21 protein-coding genes are annotated in these 19,113 nt (G+C 54.0%); 14 read left to right on the forward strand and 7 right to left on the reverse strand.

Annotated elements, in window-relative coordinates; genetic code table 11:
* Positions 1–2 precede the first annotated feature (2 nt).
* Both rnr and rlmB read left to right on the forward strand, forming a co-directional pair.
* The gene (gene rnr / locus ACKI5T_RS14750) at positions 3–2,477 is read left to right on the forward strand and encodes a ribonuclease R (RefSeq protein WP_407438370.1); all 2,475 of its coding nucleotides are present in this window, start codon (positions 3–5) and stop codon (positions 2,475–2,477) included.
* A gap of 103 nt (positions 2,478–2,580) precedes the next feature.
* The gene (rlmB, locus tag ACKI5T_RS14755) at positions 2,581–3,315 is read left to right on the forward strand and encodes a 23S rRNA (guanosine(2251)-2'-O)-methyltransferase RlmB (RefSeq protein WP_011915624.1); all 735 of its coding nucleotides are present in this window, start codon (positions 2,581–2,583) and stop codon (positions 3,313–3,315) included.
* 67 nt (positions 3,316–3,382) lie between these two features.
* Here rlmB and ACKI5T_RS14760 read toward each other — a convergent pair whose 3' ends face one another.
* On the reverse strand, positions 3,383–4,672 hold the full coding sequence (locus tag ACKI5T_RS14760; RefSeq protein WP_407438372.1) for an MFS transporter: 1,290 nt from the start codon (positions 4,670–4,672) through the stop codon (positions 3,383–3,385).
* A gap of 192 nt (positions 4,673–4,864) precedes the next feature.
* On the opposite strand from ACKI5T_RS14760, the gene ACKI5T_RS14765 reads away from it, so the two are divergent.
* A complete protein-coding gene (locus tag ACKI5T_RS14765; protein ID WP_407438374.1) occupies positions 4,865–6,487 on the forward strand; it encodes an isovaleryl-CoA dehydrogenase in 1,623 nt (540 codons plus the stop codon).
* Here the strand turns inward: ACKI5T_RS14765 and ACKI5T_RS14770 are convergent.
* The 3 genes from ACKI5T_RS14770 to bsmA form a co-directional block, all read right to left on the reverse strand.
* On the reverse strand, positions 6,484–8,415 hold the full coding sequence (locus tag ACKI5T_RS14770) for a methyl-accepting chemotaxis protein (RefSeq protein ID WP_407438375.1): 1,932 nt from the start codon (positions 8,413–8,415) through the stop codon (positions 6,484–6,486). The genes ACKI5T_RS14765 and ACKI5T_RS14770 overlap by 4 nt on opposite strands.
* Positions 8,416–8,586: 171 nt before the next feature.
* Entirely contained in the window at positions 8,587–8,874 is a 288-nt protein-coding gene (gene yjfN / locus ACKI5T_RS14775) for a DUF1471 family protease activator YjfN (RefSeq protein WP_011915628.1), read from the reverse strand.
* Between the two features lie 136 nt (positions 8,875–9,010).
* Positions 9,011–9,340, reverse strand: coding sequence for a biofilm peroxide resistance protein BsmA (gene bsmA / locus ACKI5T_RS14780; RefSeq protein WP_072241921.1), 330 nt, complete (start codon positions 9,338–9,340; stop codon positions 9,011–9,013).
* 139 nt (positions 9,341–9,479) lie between these two features.
* On the opposite strand from bsmA, the gene yjfP reads away from it, so the two are divergent.
* Positions 9,480–10,205 carry an esterase gene (gene yjfP, locus ACKI5T_RS14785; protein WP_407438377.1) on the forward strand — a complete coding sequence of 242 codons (726 nt, stop codon included), beginning with the start codon at positions 9,480–9,482 and terminating at the stop codon, positions 10,203–10,205.
* On the opposite strand, the gene ulaR is transcribed toward yjfP, so the two are convergent.
* Complete coding sequence (gene ulaR, locus ACKI5T_RS14790) at positions 10,202–10,957, reverse strand: HTH-type transcriptional regulator UlaR (protein ID WP_407438379.1); 756 nt, start codon at positions 10,955–10,957, stop codon at positions 10,202–10,204. The genes yjfP and ulaR overlap by 4 nt on opposite strands.
* Before the next feature lie 110 nt (positions 10,958–11,067).
* Positions 11,068–12,132 (reverse strand): L-ascorbate 6-phosphate lactonase, encoded by a 1,065-nt coding sequence (ulaG, locus tag ACKI5T_RS14795; RefSeq protein WP_407438381.1) that lies wholly within the window; start codon positions 12,130–12,132, stop codon positions 11,068–11,070.
* Positions 12,133–12,490: 358 nt separating this feature from the next.
* On the opposite strand from ulaG, the gene ulaA reads away from it, so the two are divergent.
* From ulaA to ACKI5T_RS14825, 6 genes are read left to right on the forward strand one after another with little or no spacing between them, the layout of a single operon-like run.
* Positions 12,491–13,891 carry a PTS ascorbate transporter subunit IIC gene (ulaA, locus tag ACKI5T_RS14800; protein ID WP_407438383.1) on the forward strand — a complete coding sequence of 467 codons (1,401 nt, stop codon included), beginning with the start codon at positions 12,491–12,493 and terminating at the stop codon, positions 13,889–13,891.
* 12 nt (positions 13,892–13,903) lie between these two features.
* The gene (gene ulaB / locus ACKI5T_RS14805) at positions 13,904–14,209 is read left to right on the forward strand and encodes a PTS ascorbate transporter subunit IIB (RefSeq protein ID WP_000218355.1); all 306 of its coding nucleotides are present in this window, start codon (positions 13,904–13,906) and stop codon (positions 14,207–14,209) included.
* Positions 14,210–14,218: 9 nt separating this feature from the next.
* Entirely contained in the window at positions 14,219–14,686 is a 468-nt protein-coding gene (ulaC, locus tag ACKI5T_RS14810) for a PTS ascorbate transporter subunit IIA (RefSeq protein WP_407438385.1), read from the forward strand.
* Positions 14,687–14,699: 13 nt separating this feature from the next.
* Positions 14,700–15,350, forward strand: a complete 651-nt coding sequence (gene ulaD, locus ACKI5T_RS14815; RefSeq protein ID WP_407438387.1) for a 3-keto-L-gulonate-6-phosphate decarboxylase UlaD — start codon at positions 14,700–14,702, stop codon at positions 15,348–15,350.
* A 9-nt stretch (positions 15,351–15,359) separates the two neighbouring features.
* Entirely contained in the window at positions 15,360–16,220 is an 861-nt protein-coding gene (locus ACKI5T_RS14820; RefSeq protein ID WP_407438389.1) for an L-ribulose-5-phosphate 3-epimerase, read from the forward strand.
* Complete coding sequence (locus ACKI5T_RS14825; RefSeq protein WP_407438391.1) at positions 16,213–16,899, forward strand: L-ribulose-5-phosphate 4-epimerase; 687 nt, start codon at positions 16,213–16,215, stop codon at positions 16,897–16,899. The genes ACKI5T_RS14820 and ACKI5T_RS14825 overlap by 8 nt, the downstream gene beginning before the upstream one ends.
* 139 nt (positions 16,900–17,038) lie before the next feature.
* On the opposite strand, the gene yjfY is transcribed toward ACKI5T_RS14825, so the two are convergent.
* Positions 17,039–17,314: a DUF1471 family protein YjfY gene (gene yjfY, locus ACKI5T_RS14830; protein WP_407438393.1), complete on the reverse strand. Its 276-nt coding sequence runs from the start codon at positions 17,312–17,314 to the stop codon at positions 17,039–17,041.
* 344 nt (positions 17,315–17,658) lie between these two features.
* On the opposite strand from yjfY, the gene rpsF reads away from it, so the two are divergent.
* The 4 genes from rpsF to rplI are packed head-to-tail and all read left to right on the forward strand — an operon-like array spanning position 17,659 to position 19,098.
* Entirely contained in the window at positions 17,659–18,054 is a 396-nt protein-coding gene (gene rpsF / locus ACKI5T_RS14835) for a 30S ribosomal protein S6 (RefSeq protein ID WP_011915632.1), read from the forward strand.
* A gap of 6 nt (positions 18,055–18,060) precedes the next feature.
* Complete coding sequence (priB, locus tag ACKI5T_RS14840; RefSeq protein ID WP_006178996.1) at positions 18,061–18,375, forward strand: primosomal replication protein N; 315 nt, start codon at positions 18,061–18,063, stop codon at positions 18,373–18,375.
* 4 nt (positions 18,376–18,379) lie between these two features.
* Positions 18,380–18,607: a 30S ribosomal protein S18 gene (gene rpsR / locus ACKI5T_RS14845; protein WP_000135199.1), complete on the forward strand. Its 228-nt coding sequence runs from the start codon at positions 18,380–18,382 to the stop codon at positions 18,605–18,607.
* Positions 18,608–18,648: 41 nt separating this feature from the next.
* Positions 18,649–19,098 (forward strand): 50S ribosomal protein L9, encoded by a 450-nt coding sequence (gene rplI / locus ACKI5T_RS14850; protein WP_012015787.1) that lies wholly within the window; start codon positions 18,649–18,651, stop codon positions 19,096–19,098.
* The last annotated feature ends 15 nt before the right edge of the window (positions 19,099–19,113 follow it).

Here is a 19,113-nt window from a genome sequence, read left to right on the forward strand (position 1 = left end):
CTATGTCACATGATCCTTTCCAGGACCGCGAAGCAGAAAAGTACGCGAATCCTATCCCAAGCCGCGAGTTCATCATCGAACACTTAACAAAGCGCGAAAAACCCGCCAATCGTGAAGAACTTGCCGTTGAATTAAATATTGAAGGTGAAGAGCAAATTGAAGCCCTTCGCCGCCGCCTGCGCGCCATGGAGCGTGACGGTCAGCTGGTCTTTACCCGTCGTCAGTGCTATGCGCTGCCAGAACGTCTGGACCTGCTGAAAGGCATCGTTATCGGTCACCGCGATGGTTACGGTTTCCTGCGCGTCGAAGGGCGTAAAGACGATCTGTACCTGTCATCTGAACAGATGAAAATGTGCATCCACGGCGACCAGATTTTGGCGCAGCCGCTGGGGGCCGATCGTAAAGGCCGTCGCGAAGCGCGCGTCGTGCGTGTGCTGGTGCCTAAAAACAGCCAGATTGTCGGTCGTTACTTTACCGATGCCGGCGTGGGCTTTGTGGTGCCGGACGACAGCCGTATGAGCTTCGACATCCTGATCCCACCGGAAGAGGTGATGGGCGCGCGAATGGGCTTTGTGGTGGTGGTTGAACTCACCCAACGCCCAACCCGCCGCACCAAAGCGATCGGTAAAATCGTTGAAGTGCTGGGCGATAACATGGGTACCAGCATGGCTGTGGACATGGCGCTGCGTACGCATGAAATCCCTTATGTCTGGCCGCACGCGGTTGAAGAACAGGTCAAAGATCTGAACGAACAGGTGCCGGAAGAGGCCAAAGTCGGTCGCGTGGACTTGCGTGATCTGCCGCTGGTGACTATCGATGGCGAAGACGCGCGTGATTTCGATGACGCCGTGTTCTGCGAGAAGAAACGCGGCGGCGGCTGGCGTTTGTGGGTGGCGATTGCTGACGTCAGCTATTATGTTCGCCCTAACACGCCGCTCGACGCCGAAGCGCGCAGTCGCGGTACGTCGGTATACTTCCCGTCGCAGGTCGTACCGATGCTGCCAGAAGTGCTCTCCAACGGCCTGTGTTCTCTGAACCCGCAGGTCGACAGGTTGTGTATGGTCTGTGAAATGACCATCTCTACTAAAGGGCGCTTAACCGGCTACAAATTCTATGAAGCGGTGATGAGCTCGCATGCCCGCCTGACCTATACCAAAGTCTGGCATATGCTTCAGGGCGATCAGGAATTGCGCGAGCAATATGCGCCGCTGGTCAAACACATCGAAGAGCTGCACAACCTCTACAAAACGCTGGAGCAAGCGCGCGAAGAGCGTGGCGGGATCTCTTTTGAGAGTGAAGAAGCCAAGTTCATCTTTAACGCTGAGCGCCGTATCGAACGTATCGAGCAGACCCAGCGTAACGATGCGCACAAGCTTATCGAAGAGTGCATGATTTTAGCCAACATCTCGGCGGCGCGTTTCGTTGAGAAAGCCAAAGAGCCTGCGCTGTTCCGTATCCACGATAAGCCGACGACTGAAGCCATCACCTCTTTCCGTTCTGTTCTGGCGGAGCTGGGTCTTGAACTGCCGGGCGGCAGCAAGCCAGAGCCGCGTGATTACGCCGAACTGTTGACTGCGATCGCCGATCGTCCTGACGCAGAAATGCTGCAAACCATGCTGCTGCGTTCGATGAAACAGGCGATTTACGATCCAGAAAACCGTGGTCACTTTGGTCTGGCGCTGCAGTCTTATGCGCACTTTACCTCGCCGATCCGTCGTTATCCGGATCTGTCGCTGCATCGCGCCCTTAAATATCTGGTAGCGCAAGAGCAGGGGCATAAGGGGAACACAACCGAAACCGGCGGCTACCATTATTCGATGGAAGAGGTGCTGCAGTTAGGTCAGCACTGTTCTATGGCGGAACGTCGCGCCGATGAAGCCACGCGTGATGTTGCGGACTGGCTGAAGTGTGACTTTATGCTGGATCAGGTGGGCAACGTCTTTAAAGGTGTGATTGCCAGCGTGACCGGTTTTGGTTTCTTCGTCCGTCTCAATGAGCTGTTTATCGATGGTCTGGTGCACGTCTCCTCGCTGGACAACGATTACTATCGTTACGATCAGGTGGGACAACGCCTGACCGGTGAGTCCGGCGGTCAAACGTATCGTCTGGGCGATCGCGTAGAAGTGCGCGTCGAAGCCGTAAACATGGACGAGCGTAAGATTGATTTCAGCCTGATTTCCAGCGAACGCGCGCCGCGTAATGTGGGTAAAACCGCGCGTGAAAGTGCGAAAAAAGGGGCTGGCGGTAAGAGCAACGGCAAACGTCGTCAGGCAGGCAAAAAGGTGAACTTCGAGCCAGATAGCGCTTTCCGGGGTGACAAAGGCAAAGCGGCACCGAAACAGCCAAAAGCCCCACAATCCCCAAAAGCGAAATCTGAGAAAGCGGAGAAGGGCGCGAAAAAACCGTCGGCTAAAACGCAAAAAATAGCCGCTGCCACCAAAGCAAAACGCGCAGCGAAGAAAAAAATCGCTGAGTAATTTTTTCCCTCACCCCTCCCAAGGGAGCATTTTCGACCCTCTCCCTGTGGGAGAGGGTCGGGGTGAGGGTAATCCGTTAACAGAGTGAAAGACGAGTCCATCAATGAGTGAAATGATTTACGGCATCCACGCGGTGCAGGCCCTGCTGGAGCGCGCTCCAGAGCGTTTTCAGGAAGTGTTTATTCTGAAAGGCCGTGAGGACAAACGTCTGCTCCCGCTGATCCATGCGCTGGAAGCTCAGGGCGTAGTGATTCAGCTGGCTAGCCGTCAGTTCCTCGACGAAAAAAGTGAAGGCGCGGTCCATCAGGGGATTATTGCCCGTGCGAAACCGGGTCGTCAGTACCAGGAAAACGATCTGCCGGATTTGATTGCCCAGTTGGATAACCCGTTCTTCCTGATCCTCGACGGCGTGACCGATCCACACAACCTCGGCGCGTGCCTGCGCAGTGCCGATGCAGCAGGTGTGCATGCGGTGATCGTTCCACGCGATCGTGCGGCGCAACTGAATGCAACGGCGAAGAAAGTGGCTTGTGGCGCAGCGGAAAACGTTCCGTTGATCCGCGTGACCAATCTGGCGCGCACTATGCGTCAGCTTCAGGAAGAGAATATCTGGATCGTCGGTACGGCGGGTGAAGCCGATCATACCGTTTACCAGAGTAAAATGACTGGCCGTCTGGCACTGGTGATGGGCGCAGAAGGCGAAGGTATGCGTCGTCTGACTCGCGAACATTGCGATGAGCTGATCAGCATCCCGATGGCGGGTAGCGTGTCATCTCTGAACGTCTCCGTTGCGACCGGTATTTGCCTGTTTGAAGCGGTTCGTCAGCGCACCAAATAAACAGTAAGGCCGTCCACAGGATGGCCTTATTTTTTACCGTAGGTCAGAGTACCAGCCAGTGGCAACCTTACTCCTCTAACGACCGCAAATGGTCATCTTTATTGAGCGTCATCAGCGCCACCATACTGACCACCGCCGTCGCCATCACGTAGTACGCCGGAATATCCAGATTTCCCGTCTGTTTGATCAAGCCTGTAATGATTAAGCCCGCACAGCCTGAGAAAATCGCGTTCGACAACGAATACGCCAGCCCAAGTCCTGTGTAACGCACGCGCGTCGGGAACATCTCCGACAGCATCGCCGGTCCTGGCCCTGCCAGCATTCCCACCAAGCCGCCTGCAATCAGGACGACAATAGCTTTAATCGCCAGCGTGGTGGACTCTGCCTGTAACACTTTTAACAGCGGTAGCGCCAGAACCAGCAATAGCCCAGTGGCGATCAGCATCACCGTGCGACGACCGATTCGGTCGCTCAATATCCCCGATGGAATAATGGTTAGCGCAAATCCGACATTCGAGATCACGGCAATCAGCAGCGCCTGGTTAAAGCCGGTGTGCAGCGCTGACTGTAAATATGTGGGCATGATGACCAGATAGGTATAACCCGCAGCCGACCACACCATCACGCGTCCTATCCCCATCGCGATGGCCTTGAGCGCCGCACCGGCCTGCGCCTTCGCAACGACCGGTTTTTCCTGCTGCTTCACAAAGCTTGGCGTCTCTTCCATGCTGACCCTCAGCCAAAGCGCGACCACGCCCATCGGCAGCGCGAGGAAGAACGGAATGCGCCAGCCCCAGTCGTGCAGCGCTTCGGGTGTGAGGACGACAGAGAGCAACGCCACAATTCCTGCACCGGCTAATAGACCCAGCGCCACGGTAAAGGACTGCCATGCACCGTAAAGCCCGCGTTTGCCGCGCGGGGCAAATTCGGTCATCAGCGATACAGCGCCGCCATATTCACCCCCCGCAAACAGCCCCTGTAAAATGCGCAGCCCGGTGATGAGAAGCGGCGCGGCAATGCCAATGCTGGCGTAGACCGGCACGATACCGATCGCTGCCGTCGCGAGCGTCATCAGCACCAGCACAATGATCAACGTGGGCTTACGCCCAATACGGTCGCCCATTCGTCCGAACACAACCGCGCCCAACGGGCGGAAGAAAAACGCAATCGCGAACGAAGCGTAAGTGAGGATGAGGCTGGTCGTTCCCGCTTCACCTTCAAGCTGGAAGAAGTTTTTCGCAATAACGGTGGCCATAAAGCCATACACCGCAAACTCATACCATTCGATAAAGTTACCAATAGAGCCTGCAACTAAAGCGCGCTTATGCGCATCCGGCGCACGTTGGGAAGATTGCATAATGATTCTCTTCTGGAAGGTGAGAATAAATTATTCAACAGAATGGCCAGAGTGAAATAGTTTATTCTTATATTGTGTGACCTGTTTCACGAATGATCTCAGCAAGATCGCTGCCTTGTGACCCGACTCCCATGCAGCCTCCGCGCTCGTTGTCCATAATGACCTTCATTGCCATTGAAGGAGGGACGCACCATGCACTGGCAGACACATACCGTTTTTAATCAGCCGTTACCCCTTTCCAACAGTAATCTGTTTCTTTCCGATTGCGCACTGCGCGACGCCGTCATCCGCGAGGGGGCGGAGTGGGACATAGAGTTGCTCGCCAGTATCGGCCAGCAGTTGGGCACGGCGGAATCGCTGGAGCTTGGTAGGCTTGCTAACGCAAATCCCCCTGAACTTTTACGCTATAACGCTGCGGGTGAGCGGCTGGACGATGTACGGTTTCATCCGGCGTGGCATCTGCTCATGCAGGGACTGTGTGCGAATCGGGTCCATAACCTGGCGTGGGAAGATCAGGCCCGCAGGGGATCGTTTGTCGCGCGCGCGGCACGATTCATTCTCCATGCCCAGGTGGAAGCCGGTACGCTTTGCCCTGTCACCATGACGTTTGCCGCCACGCCGTTGTTACAGCAATCCCTCCCTAAACCTTTTCACAACTGGCTGACGCCGCTGATGAGCGATCGTTACGATCCGCATGTCGCGCCTGGCGGGCAAAAACGCGGACTCCTGATCGGGATGGGAATGACCGAAAAGCAGGGCGGATCGGATGTCCTGAGCAACACCACGCGCGCTGAAAAATGCAGCGACGGTAGCTATCGGCTGGTGGGACATAAATGGTTTTACTCCGTGCCTCAAAGCGATGCGCATCTGGTGCTGGCGCAGGCGAAAGGGGGGCTTTCGTGCTTTTTCGTCCCGCGCATATTGCCTGACGGGCAGCGCAACGCCGTTCGGCTGGAACGCCTGAAAGATAAGCTCGGTAATCGCTCCAACGCCAGCAGCGAAGCGGAGTTCATGGAGGCTTCTGGCTGGATTTTGGGGGAGGAAGGCGAAGGCGTACGCCAGATCCTCAAAATGGGCGGACTGACGCGCGTTGACTGCGCGTTGGGCAGCCACGGACTCATGCGCCGTGCGCTTTCTGTTGCGCTGTACCACGCTCACCAACGCCAGACGTTTGGCAAAAATCTGGTCGACCAGCCGCTGATGCGCGAAGTGCTGAGTCGCATGGCGTTGCAGCTTGAAGGGCAAACCGCGCTGCTGTTTCGTCTGGCGCGCGCCTGGGATCAGCGCGAAGACCCGCAGGAAACCGCCTGGGCGCGGCTCTTTACGCCTGCCGCGAAATACAGTGTCTGCAAAGCCGGAATCCCCTTTGTGGCGGAGGCGATGGAAGTGTTGGGCGGCGCAGGCTATTGCGAAGAGAGTGAATTGCCGCGTCTTTACCGCGAAATGCCGGTGAACAGCATCTGGGAAGGGTCGGGCAACATTATGTGCCTGGATGTTTTGCGTGTCCTTGCGAAGCAACCTGCCATTCTCGACGTACTACAGGAGGATTTTTCCCATGTAAAAGGGCAGGACCGACATTTTGATCGCAGCTGGCGGCAGCTGCAGCAGAAGCTGCGTAAGCCTCAGGAGTCGCAGGGCCGGGAGATCACCCAGCAGATATTTTTATTGGGCGCAGGTGCACAAATGCTGCGGCACGCATCGCCCCCGGTGGCGCAGGCGTGGTGCCGCATGATGCTGGATGCCCGTGGCAGCCTGGTGCTGAGCGAGCAGGTCAAAAATGACCTGCTGTTACGCGCCACGGGGCGGGTGGTTTAGTGTTTTAAGCGGAAAATGCTGACCACTTCAGCCAGATGCGATCCCTTCTCGCGCAGCGTTTGTGCAGTTTGCTCGCTGCGTGAAACGCGATCGGCGTTGATATGCGACGCTTCGCCAATGTGGGTCATCGCCAGGTTGACCTGATGTATCCCCGCAGATTGCTCATGCGACGCGTGGTTAATCTCGGTCACCAACTGGTTGATGTTATCGATATGCGTAATGATTGACGCCATCGCGTGCTGGGTTTGCTCGGAAAGCTGGTGGCCTTCGCTCACTTTCTTCAGCGTATCGCCGATCAGCTGCTCGATTTCTTTTACCGCATTGGCACTGCGGGCGGCCAGCGCACGCACTTCCTGGGCGACAACGGCAAAACCTTTGCCATGCTCACCCGCACGCGCGGCTTCCACCGCGGCGTTCAGCGCCAGGATATTGGTCTGAAACGCGATGGACTCAATCACGCGGGTGATGTCTTCGATACGTTTCGATGCGTCGCGAATATCATCCATCGTCGCAACAGCGTTTCCGACGGTTTCACCGCCGTGATGCACGGCGCGCGAGGTCTCACCAACCAACTGCTGAGTTTGCTCCATGTTCGCCGCATTTTGCTGCACAGTCGCGGCAAGTTGCTCCATACTCGCCGACGTTTCTTCAACGCTGCTCGCCTGTTTATTAATCTGCTCAGAAATTTCACCGGTATCGGAAGCCAGTGCGTTAGTCCCTTGGTGGATTTCACCTGCCGCTTCGCGAACCTGCTGAACGATCTGCTGCAATCCGGCACCAATGCCGTTAATCGCGCCAATTAACTGGCCGACTTCATCCTGGCGATTGACGGGCAGTTCCGCCCGAAGATCGCCCGCAGCGTATTGACGAGCCAAATCGATAACGTCGCGCAGTGGACGGGTTAACCAGTGACGAATAATCACAACGAACAGTGCGGCAAACAGCGCGGAGAGCACGATTCCCGCCAGCAGGAAGCGATCGCGCAAGGCGTTGACGTTGGCCAGCAACACGGATTTATCCACTTCACCGATGATTGTCCAGTTCCAGCCTGGCAACGGTGTATACGCCATTTTAAGCGTACGGCCATCGTCGCTTTGACGTTCCAGAGTGCCGGATTTTCCGCTCAGAAGTTGCTGCTGAATCTCGTTATCCCACTTCGGCAATTTTCCTTCTTCGCTGGAGTGGAACAGGTATTGCCCGCGCGTTTTGCCGTTGCCGCGATCTAACACATAGAAATGACCGCTGTCGCCGAGGCGGCGATTGAGGATCTTTTCACGCATCACGTTCCAGGAACGGGTGATATCCACGCCGACAAAAACGATCGCAATCACCTGGCCGCTCGCATCTTTAACCGGCTGATACTGGGTGATGTAGCGCTTGCCAAACAGCAATGCCAGACCGCGATAGACTTCGCCTTTGCTCACGGAGCCAAACGCGGCGCTGGAATTATCCAGCACGGTGCCGATGGCGCGATCGCCGTTTTCTTTGCGCAGTGACGTCGCCACACGAATAAAGTCATTACCGCTGCGAACAAACAGGGTTGAAATCGCGCCGGTACGGTTCATGAAATCATCAGAAAAGGTATTGTTTTCGTGGAGTTCAGATTCGCCCCCTTTCAGCAGAGGTGCATTTTGCCCGTTAATGGTACGCATTTGGCTGGCATCGCTGCTCAGCGGTTGGGGCAGAAATGTGCCGAAGAGTTTGGTGTAGCTCTCGACTTCTTCGCTAAGGCTGGTGTTGAACATCTCGACCATATCCACCACGCCCGTGGACTGGTTATGCAGATCTTCCACAGCAAGGGCTTCGAGCTGTTGGCTGGCTTTTTGACTCAGGAGAAAGGTGAATAACAGGAAGAGCGTAGCAACGCTCGTACCGGTAAGCAGCGAAAGCTTGGTGCCCAAACCAGAACGGCGGAAAAAATTGATCATAAATTGCTCATTGTCGAAAAGGTATGGCAGTTCAACGGCAGAGCGGGGATAACATTTACCAAACTTATGTAACAAAATGTTACATTGATGTGATAAATAAGCAACAGTCAGGATAAACGATTTGTAAAAATAGAAAAGCCACTAAAATTAAGTGGCTTTTTTGGGAGCGTTTCAGGCGTAGAGAATGGCTTGCACTCGCCACTGATCGGCATGACGGTCCTCCTGCATCTGGACGATGCGATACCACGAAGCACCTTGTTCATCCGCTTTTAAGGCAATCACACGTTCAACATCTTGCGGGCTCCCTGAAATATTAGTCACGGAGATCAGACCAATTTCATTTAAGCCTGTGACGCAATCCGCACTGGCAAATTCCGCTGACTGCGCGGTGGTGCTCATCAGCCCAGCTGAGAGCAGCAGTGAGGTCAAAGCAAGAGATCGTTTCATTGTCAGCTCCATTTCACATTTCTCCGGTATCCGCCGGGCAATCCTTCGCAAATAAACTCACTTCCTTTGTCACAGGCATGGAGTTTATTGTGGACAGGAAAACGTCTATGGACGCAAAGCAGTGTAAATGTCGTTTAAATGCTGACAGTTATTTGCGGTACAAAATGGCTTGTGAGTACCACTGTCCCGTTATGATTGTTTCATCAATCATAATGATGACGTAATAATCTGCTTTCGCAGCGACAGCTTTGGCTTTTATTTCATCCTCTGCATCCGCCGGTGAACCGCGAACTAACGCACTGACGGTACCCAGTCGTTGTAATCCTTCGGTCTGATTACGGCGAATTTCCTGAGGATGATCGGTGGCCGCGGGAGCGGGTTGTGGCGTGCCTTGCAACGCGCTACAGCCCATTAATAGCGACACCAGCAATAAAGCAGCGAACCTGCGCATAACCATATCTCGTTTCCTGATAGTCATAGTGTAGATGTCTGCGAATTTCCTTTTGGGGGAATGTTCCCAAACTGTTATCTGTGACGTAAATTTCGAATGAAAATGTCGTGAAAGCGTAATCCAGTTCTCAACATTATGAATCACCTATCAGACAAGAGGATCGACCATGATTGAACTTACAACGCAGCGGCTTGGCGAACACGAAATTCTACACGCTTTTCCGGCGGGAATGCGTGAGCAGCCGTTGCCGGTTGTTATTTTTTATCATGGCTTTACGTCATCAAAACTGGTGTACAGCTATTTTGCCGTGGCACTGGCGCAGGCGGGCTTTCGTGTCGTGATGCCTGATGCCCCCGATCATGGCGCGCGATTTTCGGGTGATGAACAGGCGCGACTGGGCCAGTTCTGGCCCATTCTTCACGGCAATTTGATGGAGTTCAGCGGATTACGAGATGCGTTATATCAGGCGGGATGGGTGGCTGATGACCGACTGGCCGTGGCAGGAGGTTCAATGGGCGGCATGACGGCGTTGGGGATCATGACACGATACCCGGAAGTGAAATGCGTCGCGAGCCTGATGGGGTCGGGCTATTTCACCACGCTTGCTCACACGCTTTTCCCGCCAACGGGCGATATCGACGCAAGCGTTTCTCCACTCGCGGACTGGGAGGTCACGCATGCGCTGCCGCGTCTGGCCGATCGCCCGTTGCTGCTGTGGCACGGCGACGCGGACGATGTGGTTCCTGCGGGTGAGACGTTCCGTCTCCAGCAGGCGCTGCAGCGTGAAGGGTTGGATGGCAACCTGACCTGCCTGTGGGAAGCGGGTGTGCGCCACCGGATTACGCCGACGGCGCTGGAGGCGACCGTGGCGTTTTTCCGCCAGCACCTTTAAACGCGCAGAATTTTTACACCCTGATCTTCCAGTTTCTGGAGGATCTCCGGGTTAGCATTTTTGCCGGTGATCACCATGTCGATCTGCTCGGCGCGGCTGAACAGCATACCTGCGCGCTCGCCCACTTTGCTGCTGTCGACCAGCACAACGAGTTTGCCCACAACATTCAGCATGTTCTGTTCTGCCATGGCGGTCAGCATATCGGTTTTATACAAGCCATCTGCGGTAAGGCCTTTGCCGCTGGTGAACATCCAGTGCCCGGCGTACAGGCTGTTTTCGCTGTCCTGCGGGCTGAGGGTGATGGACTGGCTTTTGTTGTACTGGCCACCCATGATCACCACGCTCTCATGTTCCTGGTCGATGAGATAGTTGGCCAGCGGCAGATAGTTAGTGATGATTTGCACCGGTTTCCCGCACATCTCCCGGCCCAACAGGAACGCCGTAGAGCCGCAGTTGATCACCACACTCTCTCCGGGATTCACCAGTTGTAAAGCGGCTCTGGCGATCCGCACCTTTTCATCGTGGTTCTGTGCCTGGTGAATGTTCATCGGTGTCCAGCGAGGACGCTGTTGGCTGATGGCCTCTGCGCCGTTACGGACTTTTTTCAGCTTTCCGCTTTCATCCAGCTTGTTGATATCCCGCCGCGCTGTTGCGGGGGAGATCCCTAAACGTTCGATCACTTTCTCGACGGTCACAAACCCTGTTTGCGCCAGGAGTTCCAATAAAATTTGATGCCGTTGCGCTTCCGTCATGAGCTATTCCGATAAGAATTGATTTGAAAAGATGATATTTGAAATAGCATGAAAATACTAAAAGAAATATGAAATCGCCAGACACAGGGTCTGGCGATTGAGCGTCACAATCAGAGGAAGGACTTGAATGGCAGGTCTGGTTCAATGGTGAAGCAATCATCGAAACCACGTGGGTAGTGATACTCAAGATTGTCTTTATCCAGCGGCCAGGTGAACTTGCCACCCACCTGCCAGATGAACGGCTTAAAGCCATACTTCAGACGATCTTTTTTCATCTCCCACAGCACGCGGATTTCTTGTGGGTCGGCCTGGAAGTTTGACCAGATATCATGGTGGAACGGGATAACGACTTTGGTATTCAGCGCTTCCGCCATGCGCAGCATATCGGCACTGGTCATTTTGTCCGTGATACCGCGCGGATTCTCACCGTAGGAACCCAGCGCCACGTCAATCTGGTGCTCGTTACCGTGCTTCGCATAGTAGTTGGAATAGTGGGAATCGCCGCTGTGATACAGAGAACCCCCCGGCGTTTTGAACAGGTAGTTCACCGCACGCTCGTCCATCCCGTCAGGCAGCACGCCAGCGGCTTTCTGCTCGGCAGGCAAGGTGATCAGCGCGGTACGATCGAAGGCGTCCAGCGCGTGGATCTCAATATCTTTGATTTTCACCACATCACCCGGTTTCATCACGATGCAGCGCTCTTTTGGCACGCCCCAGCCGATCCATAAATCGACACAGGTCTGCGGCCCAATGAACGGCACATCATCCGCGCAGTTCTGCATTACTGCGGCTGCCACGTTCACGTCGATATGATCGTTGTGATCGTGGGTAGAGAGAACGGCGTCGATCTGGCGAATAGCAAATGGATCAAGCACAAACGGCGTGGTTCGCAGGTTCGGTTGAAGCTTTTCAACCCCCGCCATGCGCTGCATTTGATGCCCTTTTTTCATCAGCGGATTGCCGTGGCTTTGTTTGCCCGTGCCGCACCAGAAATCGACGCAAATATTCGCCCCGCCTTCTGATTTCAGCCAGATACCGGTGCAGCCCAGCCACCACATTGCAAACGTGCCAGGAGCAACGCGTTCCTGCTCGATCTCTTCGTTCAGCCAGCTACCCCATTCCGGGAAGGTGCTCAGAATCCATGATTCACGGGTGATGGTGTTCACTTTACTCATCGTTTGACTCCTGGCTTTAATCAAAAGTAATCATTTGGTGATTTGTTGTGATTGACTCTGGCACTCTTTGCATGCCTTTGCAACGGCTAAATTGCGGAAATTTATCTTTTTGATATCACGTAAAATCCGTTTATACGTTGTTAGGATATCAACTATCAGTCATTAACTTGATGATTATTAATGTTTTATTTGATTTGGTGAATTGGAATTGAAAATCATTGCTAATACCATGGAAATAATTTGCGTGATACGTCACAAATAATCAAATGCAATCTTGTGGTGATTATTTGTGATTACTAGAGTGATGGCACCAATCACACAGGGATTACCCCTCGTGTTCTCATTTCTGGAGAGAGTTATGGAGATCCTCTACAACGTCTTTACCGTGTTCTTTAATCAGGTAATGACCAACGCCCCGTTGCTGCTGGGTATCGTGACGTGTCTGGGTTATATCCTTCTGCGCAAAAGCGTCAGCGTCATTATTAAGGGCACCATCAAAACCATCATCGGTTTCATGTTGCTGCAGGCGGGTTCCGGCATTCTGACCAGCACCTTTAAGCCGGTCGTTGCCAAAATGTCGGAAGTGTATGGCATCAACGGCGCGATCTCTGATACCTACGCTTCAATGATGGCTACCATCGATCGCATGGGGGATGCCTATAGCTGGGTAGGGTATGCGGTATTGCTCGCGCTGGCGCTCAACATCATCTACGTGCTGTTGCGCCGCATAACCGGTATTCGCACGATCATGCTGACGGGCCACATTATGTTCCAGCAGGCGGGGCTGATTGCGGTTTCTTTCTATATCTTCGGCTACCCCATGTGGACCACGATCATCTGCACTGCGGTGCTGGTTTCGCTCTACTGGGGTATCACCTCCAACATGATGTACAAGCCAACGCAGGACGTCACTGACGGCTGCGGCTTCTCCATCGGTCACCAGCAGCAGTTTGCCTCCTGGATTGCCTACAAAGTTGCGCCGTACCTGGGCAAAAAAGAAGAGAGTGTTGAAGACCTTAAGCTGCCGGGTTGGCTGAATATTTTCCATGACAACATCGTCTCCACCGCGATTGTCATGACCGTCTTCTTCGGCGCCATTTTGCTCTCCTTTGGGATCGACGTTGTGCAGGCGATGGCGGGTAAAACCCACTGGACGGTTTATATCCTGCAGACCGGTTTCTCCTTCGCCGTGGCGATCTTCATCATTACCCAGGGCGTGCGCATGTTCGTTGCTGAACTGTCAGAAGCCTTCAACGGTATCTCGCAACGCCTGATCCCTGGCGCAGTGCTGGCGATTGACTGTGCGGCTATCTATAGCTTTGCACCAAATGCAGTGGTCTGGGGCTTTATGTGGGGCACCATCGGCCAGCTGATTGCGGTGGGCATTCTGGTGGGCTGCGGTTCATCCATCCTGATTATTCCTGGCTTTATCCCGATGTTCTTCTCCAACGCCACCATCGGCGTGTTTGCTAACCACTTCGGCGGCTGGCGCGCGGCGCTCAAAATCTGCCTGGTGATGGGCATGGTTGAAATCTTCGGTTGCGTGTGGGCAGTCAAGCTCACCGGTATGAGCGCCTGGATGGGCATGGCGGACTGGTCAATTCTGGCACCGCCGATGATGCAGGGCTTCGCCTCTGTCGGGCTGATCTTTATGGCCGTCATCATCCTGATTGCTCTGGCTTATATGTTCTTCGCGGGCCGCTCTCTGCGCGCCGAAGAAGATGCAGAAAAACAAACAGCAGAAGTGTCTGCTCATTAAGGAGTTTCGATTATGACCGTACGTATCCTGGCTGTGTGTGGCAATGGGCAAGGTAGCTCCATGATCATGAAGATGAAAGTGGACCAGTTTTTAACCCAGTCAAACATCGACCACACGGTAAACAGCTGCGCAGTGGGTGAATACAAAAGTGAACTGAACGGCGCGGACATCATCATCGCTTCTACCCATATCGCCGGTGAAATAACCGTGACGGGTAATAAGTATGTGGTGGGCGTGCGCAACATGCTGTCGCCAGCGGATTTCGGACCAAAACTGCTGGAAGTGATCAAAGAACACTTTCCACAAGACGTGAAGTAAGGACGTGACATGAAGCTACGTGATTCCCTGGCGGAGAATAACGCCATCCTTTTACAGGCCGAGGCCAGCACCTGGCAGGAAGCAGTAAAACTGGGCGTGGATCTGCTGGTTAAGGCTGACGTTGTCGAGCCGCGCTACTACCAGGCCATTCTTGATGGTGTTGCTCAGCACGGCCCCTACTTTGTGATTGCGCCAGGCCTGGCAATGCCGCATGGCCGTCCGGAAGAGGGCGTCAAAAAAACCGGCTTTGCCCTCGTGACGCTGAAAACGCCTCTGGTGTTTAACCACGACGATAACGACCCGGTCGACATCCTGATCACCATGGCTGCCGTGGATGCCAACACCCATCAGGAAGTGGGCATCATGCAGATCGTCAATCTGTTTGATGATGAAGCCAATTTTGACCGTTTACGTGCCTGCCGCACCGAGCAGGAAGTACTGGATTTAATCGATTACGCCACTGCGGCGGCAGTTTAAGAAGGAAGTGAAAATGTCATTACCTATGTTGCAGGTTGCACTTGATAACCAAACGCTCTCTCACGCTTACGAAACCACCCGCCTGATCGCGGAAGAGGTAGATATCATCGAAGTGGGTACCATTCTGTGTGTGGGCGAGGGCGTTCGCGCCGTTCGTGATCTGAAAGCGCTTTATCCACACAAAATTGTGCTGGCGGACGCCAAGATTGCCGACGCAGGTAAAATTCTCTCCCGCATGTGTTTTGAAGCGAATGCCGACTGGGTCACCGTAATCTGCTGTGCAGATATCAACACCGCGAAGGGTGCGCTGGATGTAGCGAAAGAGTTTAACGGCGACGTCCAGATTGAGCTGACCGGTTTCTGGACCTGGGAGCAGGCGCAGGAGTGGCGCGATGCAGGTATCCAGCAGGTGGTGTATCACCGTAGCCGTGATGCGCAGGCCGCTGGCGTCGCATGGGGTGAGGCGGACATCAGCGCGATTAAACGCCTGGCGGATATGGGCTTTAAGGTCACCGTCACCGGTGGTCTGGCGCTGGAGGATCTGCCGCTGTTCCAGGGCATTCCTATCCACGTCTTTATTGCCGGTCGCAGCATTCGTGATGCGGCCTCTCCGGTGGACGCGGCGCGTCAGTTTAAACGCTCAATCGCTCAGCTTTGGGGCTAAGGAGCGGGTATGTTGTCAAAACAGGTCCCACTTGGCATCTATGAAAAGGCACTCCCTGCGGGGGAGTGCTGGCTGGAACGCCTGCAACTGGCGAAACAGCTGGGTTTCGATTTTGTTGAAATGTCAGTAGATGAAACAGACGCGCGTCTTTCTCGCCTCGACTGGAGCCGCGAGCAGCGCCTGGCGCTGGTGAGCGCCATTGCTGAAACGGGTGTACGTGTGCCTTCCCTGTGTCTGAGTGCCCACCGGCGATTCCCTCTCGGAAGTGAAGAGGATGCGGTACGCGCGCAGGGGCTGGCGATCATGCGTAAAGCGATTCGTTTTGCGCAGGATGTCGGTATCCGGGTGATCCAGCTTGCGGGATATGACGTCTATTACCAGCAAGCCAACGATGAGACGCGCCGCCGTTTCCGTGACGGTCTAAAAGAGAGCGTTGAGATGGCAAGCCGTGCACAGGTCACGCTGGCGATGGAGATCATGGATTACCCCCTGATGAACTCCATCAGTAAGGCGTTGGGCTACGCGCACTACCTGAACAATCCGTGGTTCCAGCTCTATCCCGACATCGGCAACCTGTCGGCATGGGATAACGATGTGCAGATGGAACTGCAGGCGGGTATCGGACATATCGTGGCGGTACACGTTAAAGACACCCGTCCTGGTGTATTCAAAAATGTTCCGTTCGGCACCGGGGTCGTGGATTTCGAACAGTGTTTCCAGACGCTCAAACAGACGGGGTATTGCGGGCCTTACCTGATTGAGATGTGGAGCGAAACGTCGGATGACCCGGCGGCAGAGGTGACGAAAGCGCGCGATTGGGTGCGTGAGCGTATGGCGCGGGCAGGATTGCTGGAGGCTGAGCATGCTTAAACTCAAACAGCAGGTCTTTGAAGCCAACATGGATCTGCCGCGTTATGGTCTGGTGACCTTCACCTGGGGCAACGTCAGCGCGATTGATCACGAGCAGGGACTGATCGTGATTAAACCCAGCGGCGTAGCGTATGACGCCATGACAGCCGACGATATGGTCGTTGTCGATCTTGACGGGCGCGTCGTCGAGGGTAAATGGCGTCCTTCTTCTGACACTGCCACCCATCTGGCGCTTTACCGGCGCTATCCGTCACTTGGCGGTGTGGTGCATACACACTCCACGCATGCAACGGCCTGGGCGCAGGCTGGGCTACCCATTCCGGCGCTGGGCACGACACATGCTGATTACTTCTTTGGCGACATTCCCTGCACGCGCGCATTAACGCAGGCGGAAGTGGAAGGCGAATACGAGCTCAATACCGGGAAGGTGATCATCGACACGCTGGGTGAGCGTGAGCCGTTACATACGCCGGGCATCGTGGTGTATCAGCATGGTCCGTTCTCCTGGGGCAAAGATGCTCACGACGCCGTGCATAACGCGGTGGTAATGGAAGAGGTGGCAAAAATGGCATGGATTGCCCGTGGGATTAACCCGCAGCTTCAGGGGATTGATGGTTACCTGATGAACAAACATTTCATGCGCAAGCATGGCCCCAATGCCTACTACGGGCAGAAGTGAATAAGTGATCTGGGATACCGAAACAGTTGTAACCGGTGGTATTCCGGAGCCATTCATCAAAAAAAGCCCCCGGGCAGGGGGCAAGTCAATCTATGGCTATGTTCTCTTTGTTGGCTTTCCTGGTGCTAGCGTCAAAGCGTTATCGGTAAATATCTGCACTGGCGTGCATGTTGCCGTTGCTGCCGGGTTCACGCGTTAACATCACGTGATAATATTGCGCCCCCTGAGCATCGGTTTCTACATTAAGTGCCTGATCTGCTTCACTATCAGTGGCGAAATTGTGATTGATATAGATTACGCCTAAGCTTTGCACATCATCCATGTTCCTGGCCTGCCGGCCATCTATCTTGATGGCTGCCGTTGCATTTGCACTGAGCAAAAGCGCAGCCATTATGGCGATTGCGATTTTTTTCATGATATGCGCTCCACGACTACGTGCTGTGTGACGGTTTATTGCTCTCCTTCTGATATCGAATAGGTTCTGATTAAAGTGTAATCACTTATCCCTCGGGGGTTAGCGACCATTTCTGATGCTGTTGTTCAAAAAAATGGCGCTTTCGAATGCGATTAATTTTAAATCATCCACTTAGACTGGCTTTGCGCTTTGTGCGAATTATTTGTGCATTCAGCTTGAGTTTATGGGGGTTCGCAATTAGAATGGCGCGTCAATTTTTCAGCCGACCTTTAACAACGTTCCTTGCCTCCATGGGCCTCGGCTGACCCAGACAGGAGGCTGAATAATCCGTAAGGAGCAATTCGATGCGTCATTACGAAATCGTTTTTATGGTCCATCCTGACCAGAGCGAACAGGTTCCGGGTATGATCGAACGCTACACTGGTGCAATCACTGCAGCAGAAGGCACGATCCACCGTCTGGAAGACTGGGGTCGCCGTCAGCTGGCTTATCCGATCAACAAACTGCACAAAGCTCACTACGTTCTGCTGAACGTTGAAGCTCCGCAGGAAGCGATCGATGAGCTGGAAACTAACTTCCGCTTTAACGACGCCGTTATCCGCAGCATGGTAATGCGTACTAAAAACGCAGTTACTGAAGCATCTCCGATGGTTAAAGCGAAAGACGAGCGCCGTGAGCGTCGCGATGATTTCGCAAACGAAACCGCAGATGATTCTGATGCTGGGGATTCTGAAGAGTAATTTCTGATGACCAACCGTCTGGTGTTGTCCGGTACCGTGTGCAGGACCCCCCTTCGTAAGGTCAGCCCATCAGGAATTCCTCATTGCCAGTTCGTGCTTGAGCATCGTTCTGTGCAGGAGGAAGCCGGGTTTCACCGGCAGGCATGGTGCCAAATGCCCGTTATTATTAGCGGACACGAAAACCAGGCCATTACTCACAGTATAACGGTCGGTAGCGCAGTAACCGTTCAGGGGTTCATTTCTTGCCACAAGGCAAAGAACGGTCTGAGCAAAATGGTTCTGCATGCCGAGCAGATTGATTTGATAGATTCTGGAGACTAGCCATATGGCACGTTATTTCCGTCGTCGCAAGTTCTGCCGTTTCACCGCGGAAGGCGTTCAAGAGATCGACTATAAAGATATCGCAACGCTGAAAAACTACATCACCGAAAGCGGTAAGATTGTCCCAAGCCGTATCACCGGTACTCGTGCAAAATATCAGCGTCAGCTGGCTCGCGCTATCAAACGCGCACGCTACCTGTCTCTGCTGCCGTACACTGATCGTCATCAGTAATCGGGCACAGTCCATTAATACGACTTTAAGAGGATAAGGTAATGCAAGTTATTCTGCTTGATAAAGTAGCAAACCTGGGCAGCCTGGGTGATCAGGTTAACGTTAAAGCGGGCTATGCTCGTAACTTCCTGGTTCCACAGGGTAAAGCTGTTCCTGCTACTAAGAAAAACGTAGAGTTTTTCGAAGCACGTCGTGCTGAACTGGAAGCCAAACTGGCTGACGTTCTGGCGGCTGCTAACGCTCGCGCTGAAGCAATCAACGCACTGGGCACCGTTACTATCGCGTCTAAATCTGGCGACGAAGGTAAACTGTTCGGTTCTATCGGTACTCGCGACATCGCTGACGCTGTAACTGCAGCTGGCGTTGACGTGGCTAAGAGCGAAGTTCGCATGCCGAACGGCGTTCTGCGTACCACTGGTGAGCACGAAGTGGACTTCCAGGTTCACAGCGAAGTGTTCGCTAAACTGGTAGTAAACGTTGTCGCTGAGTAATTTATTACTGAGTTA

Origin of the sequence: Lelliottia sp. (assembly GCF_045627565.1) — a bacterium.
Taxonomy (GTDB): domain Bacteria; phylum Pseudomonadota; class Gammaproteobacteria; order Enterobacterales; family Enterobacteriaceae; genus Enterobacter.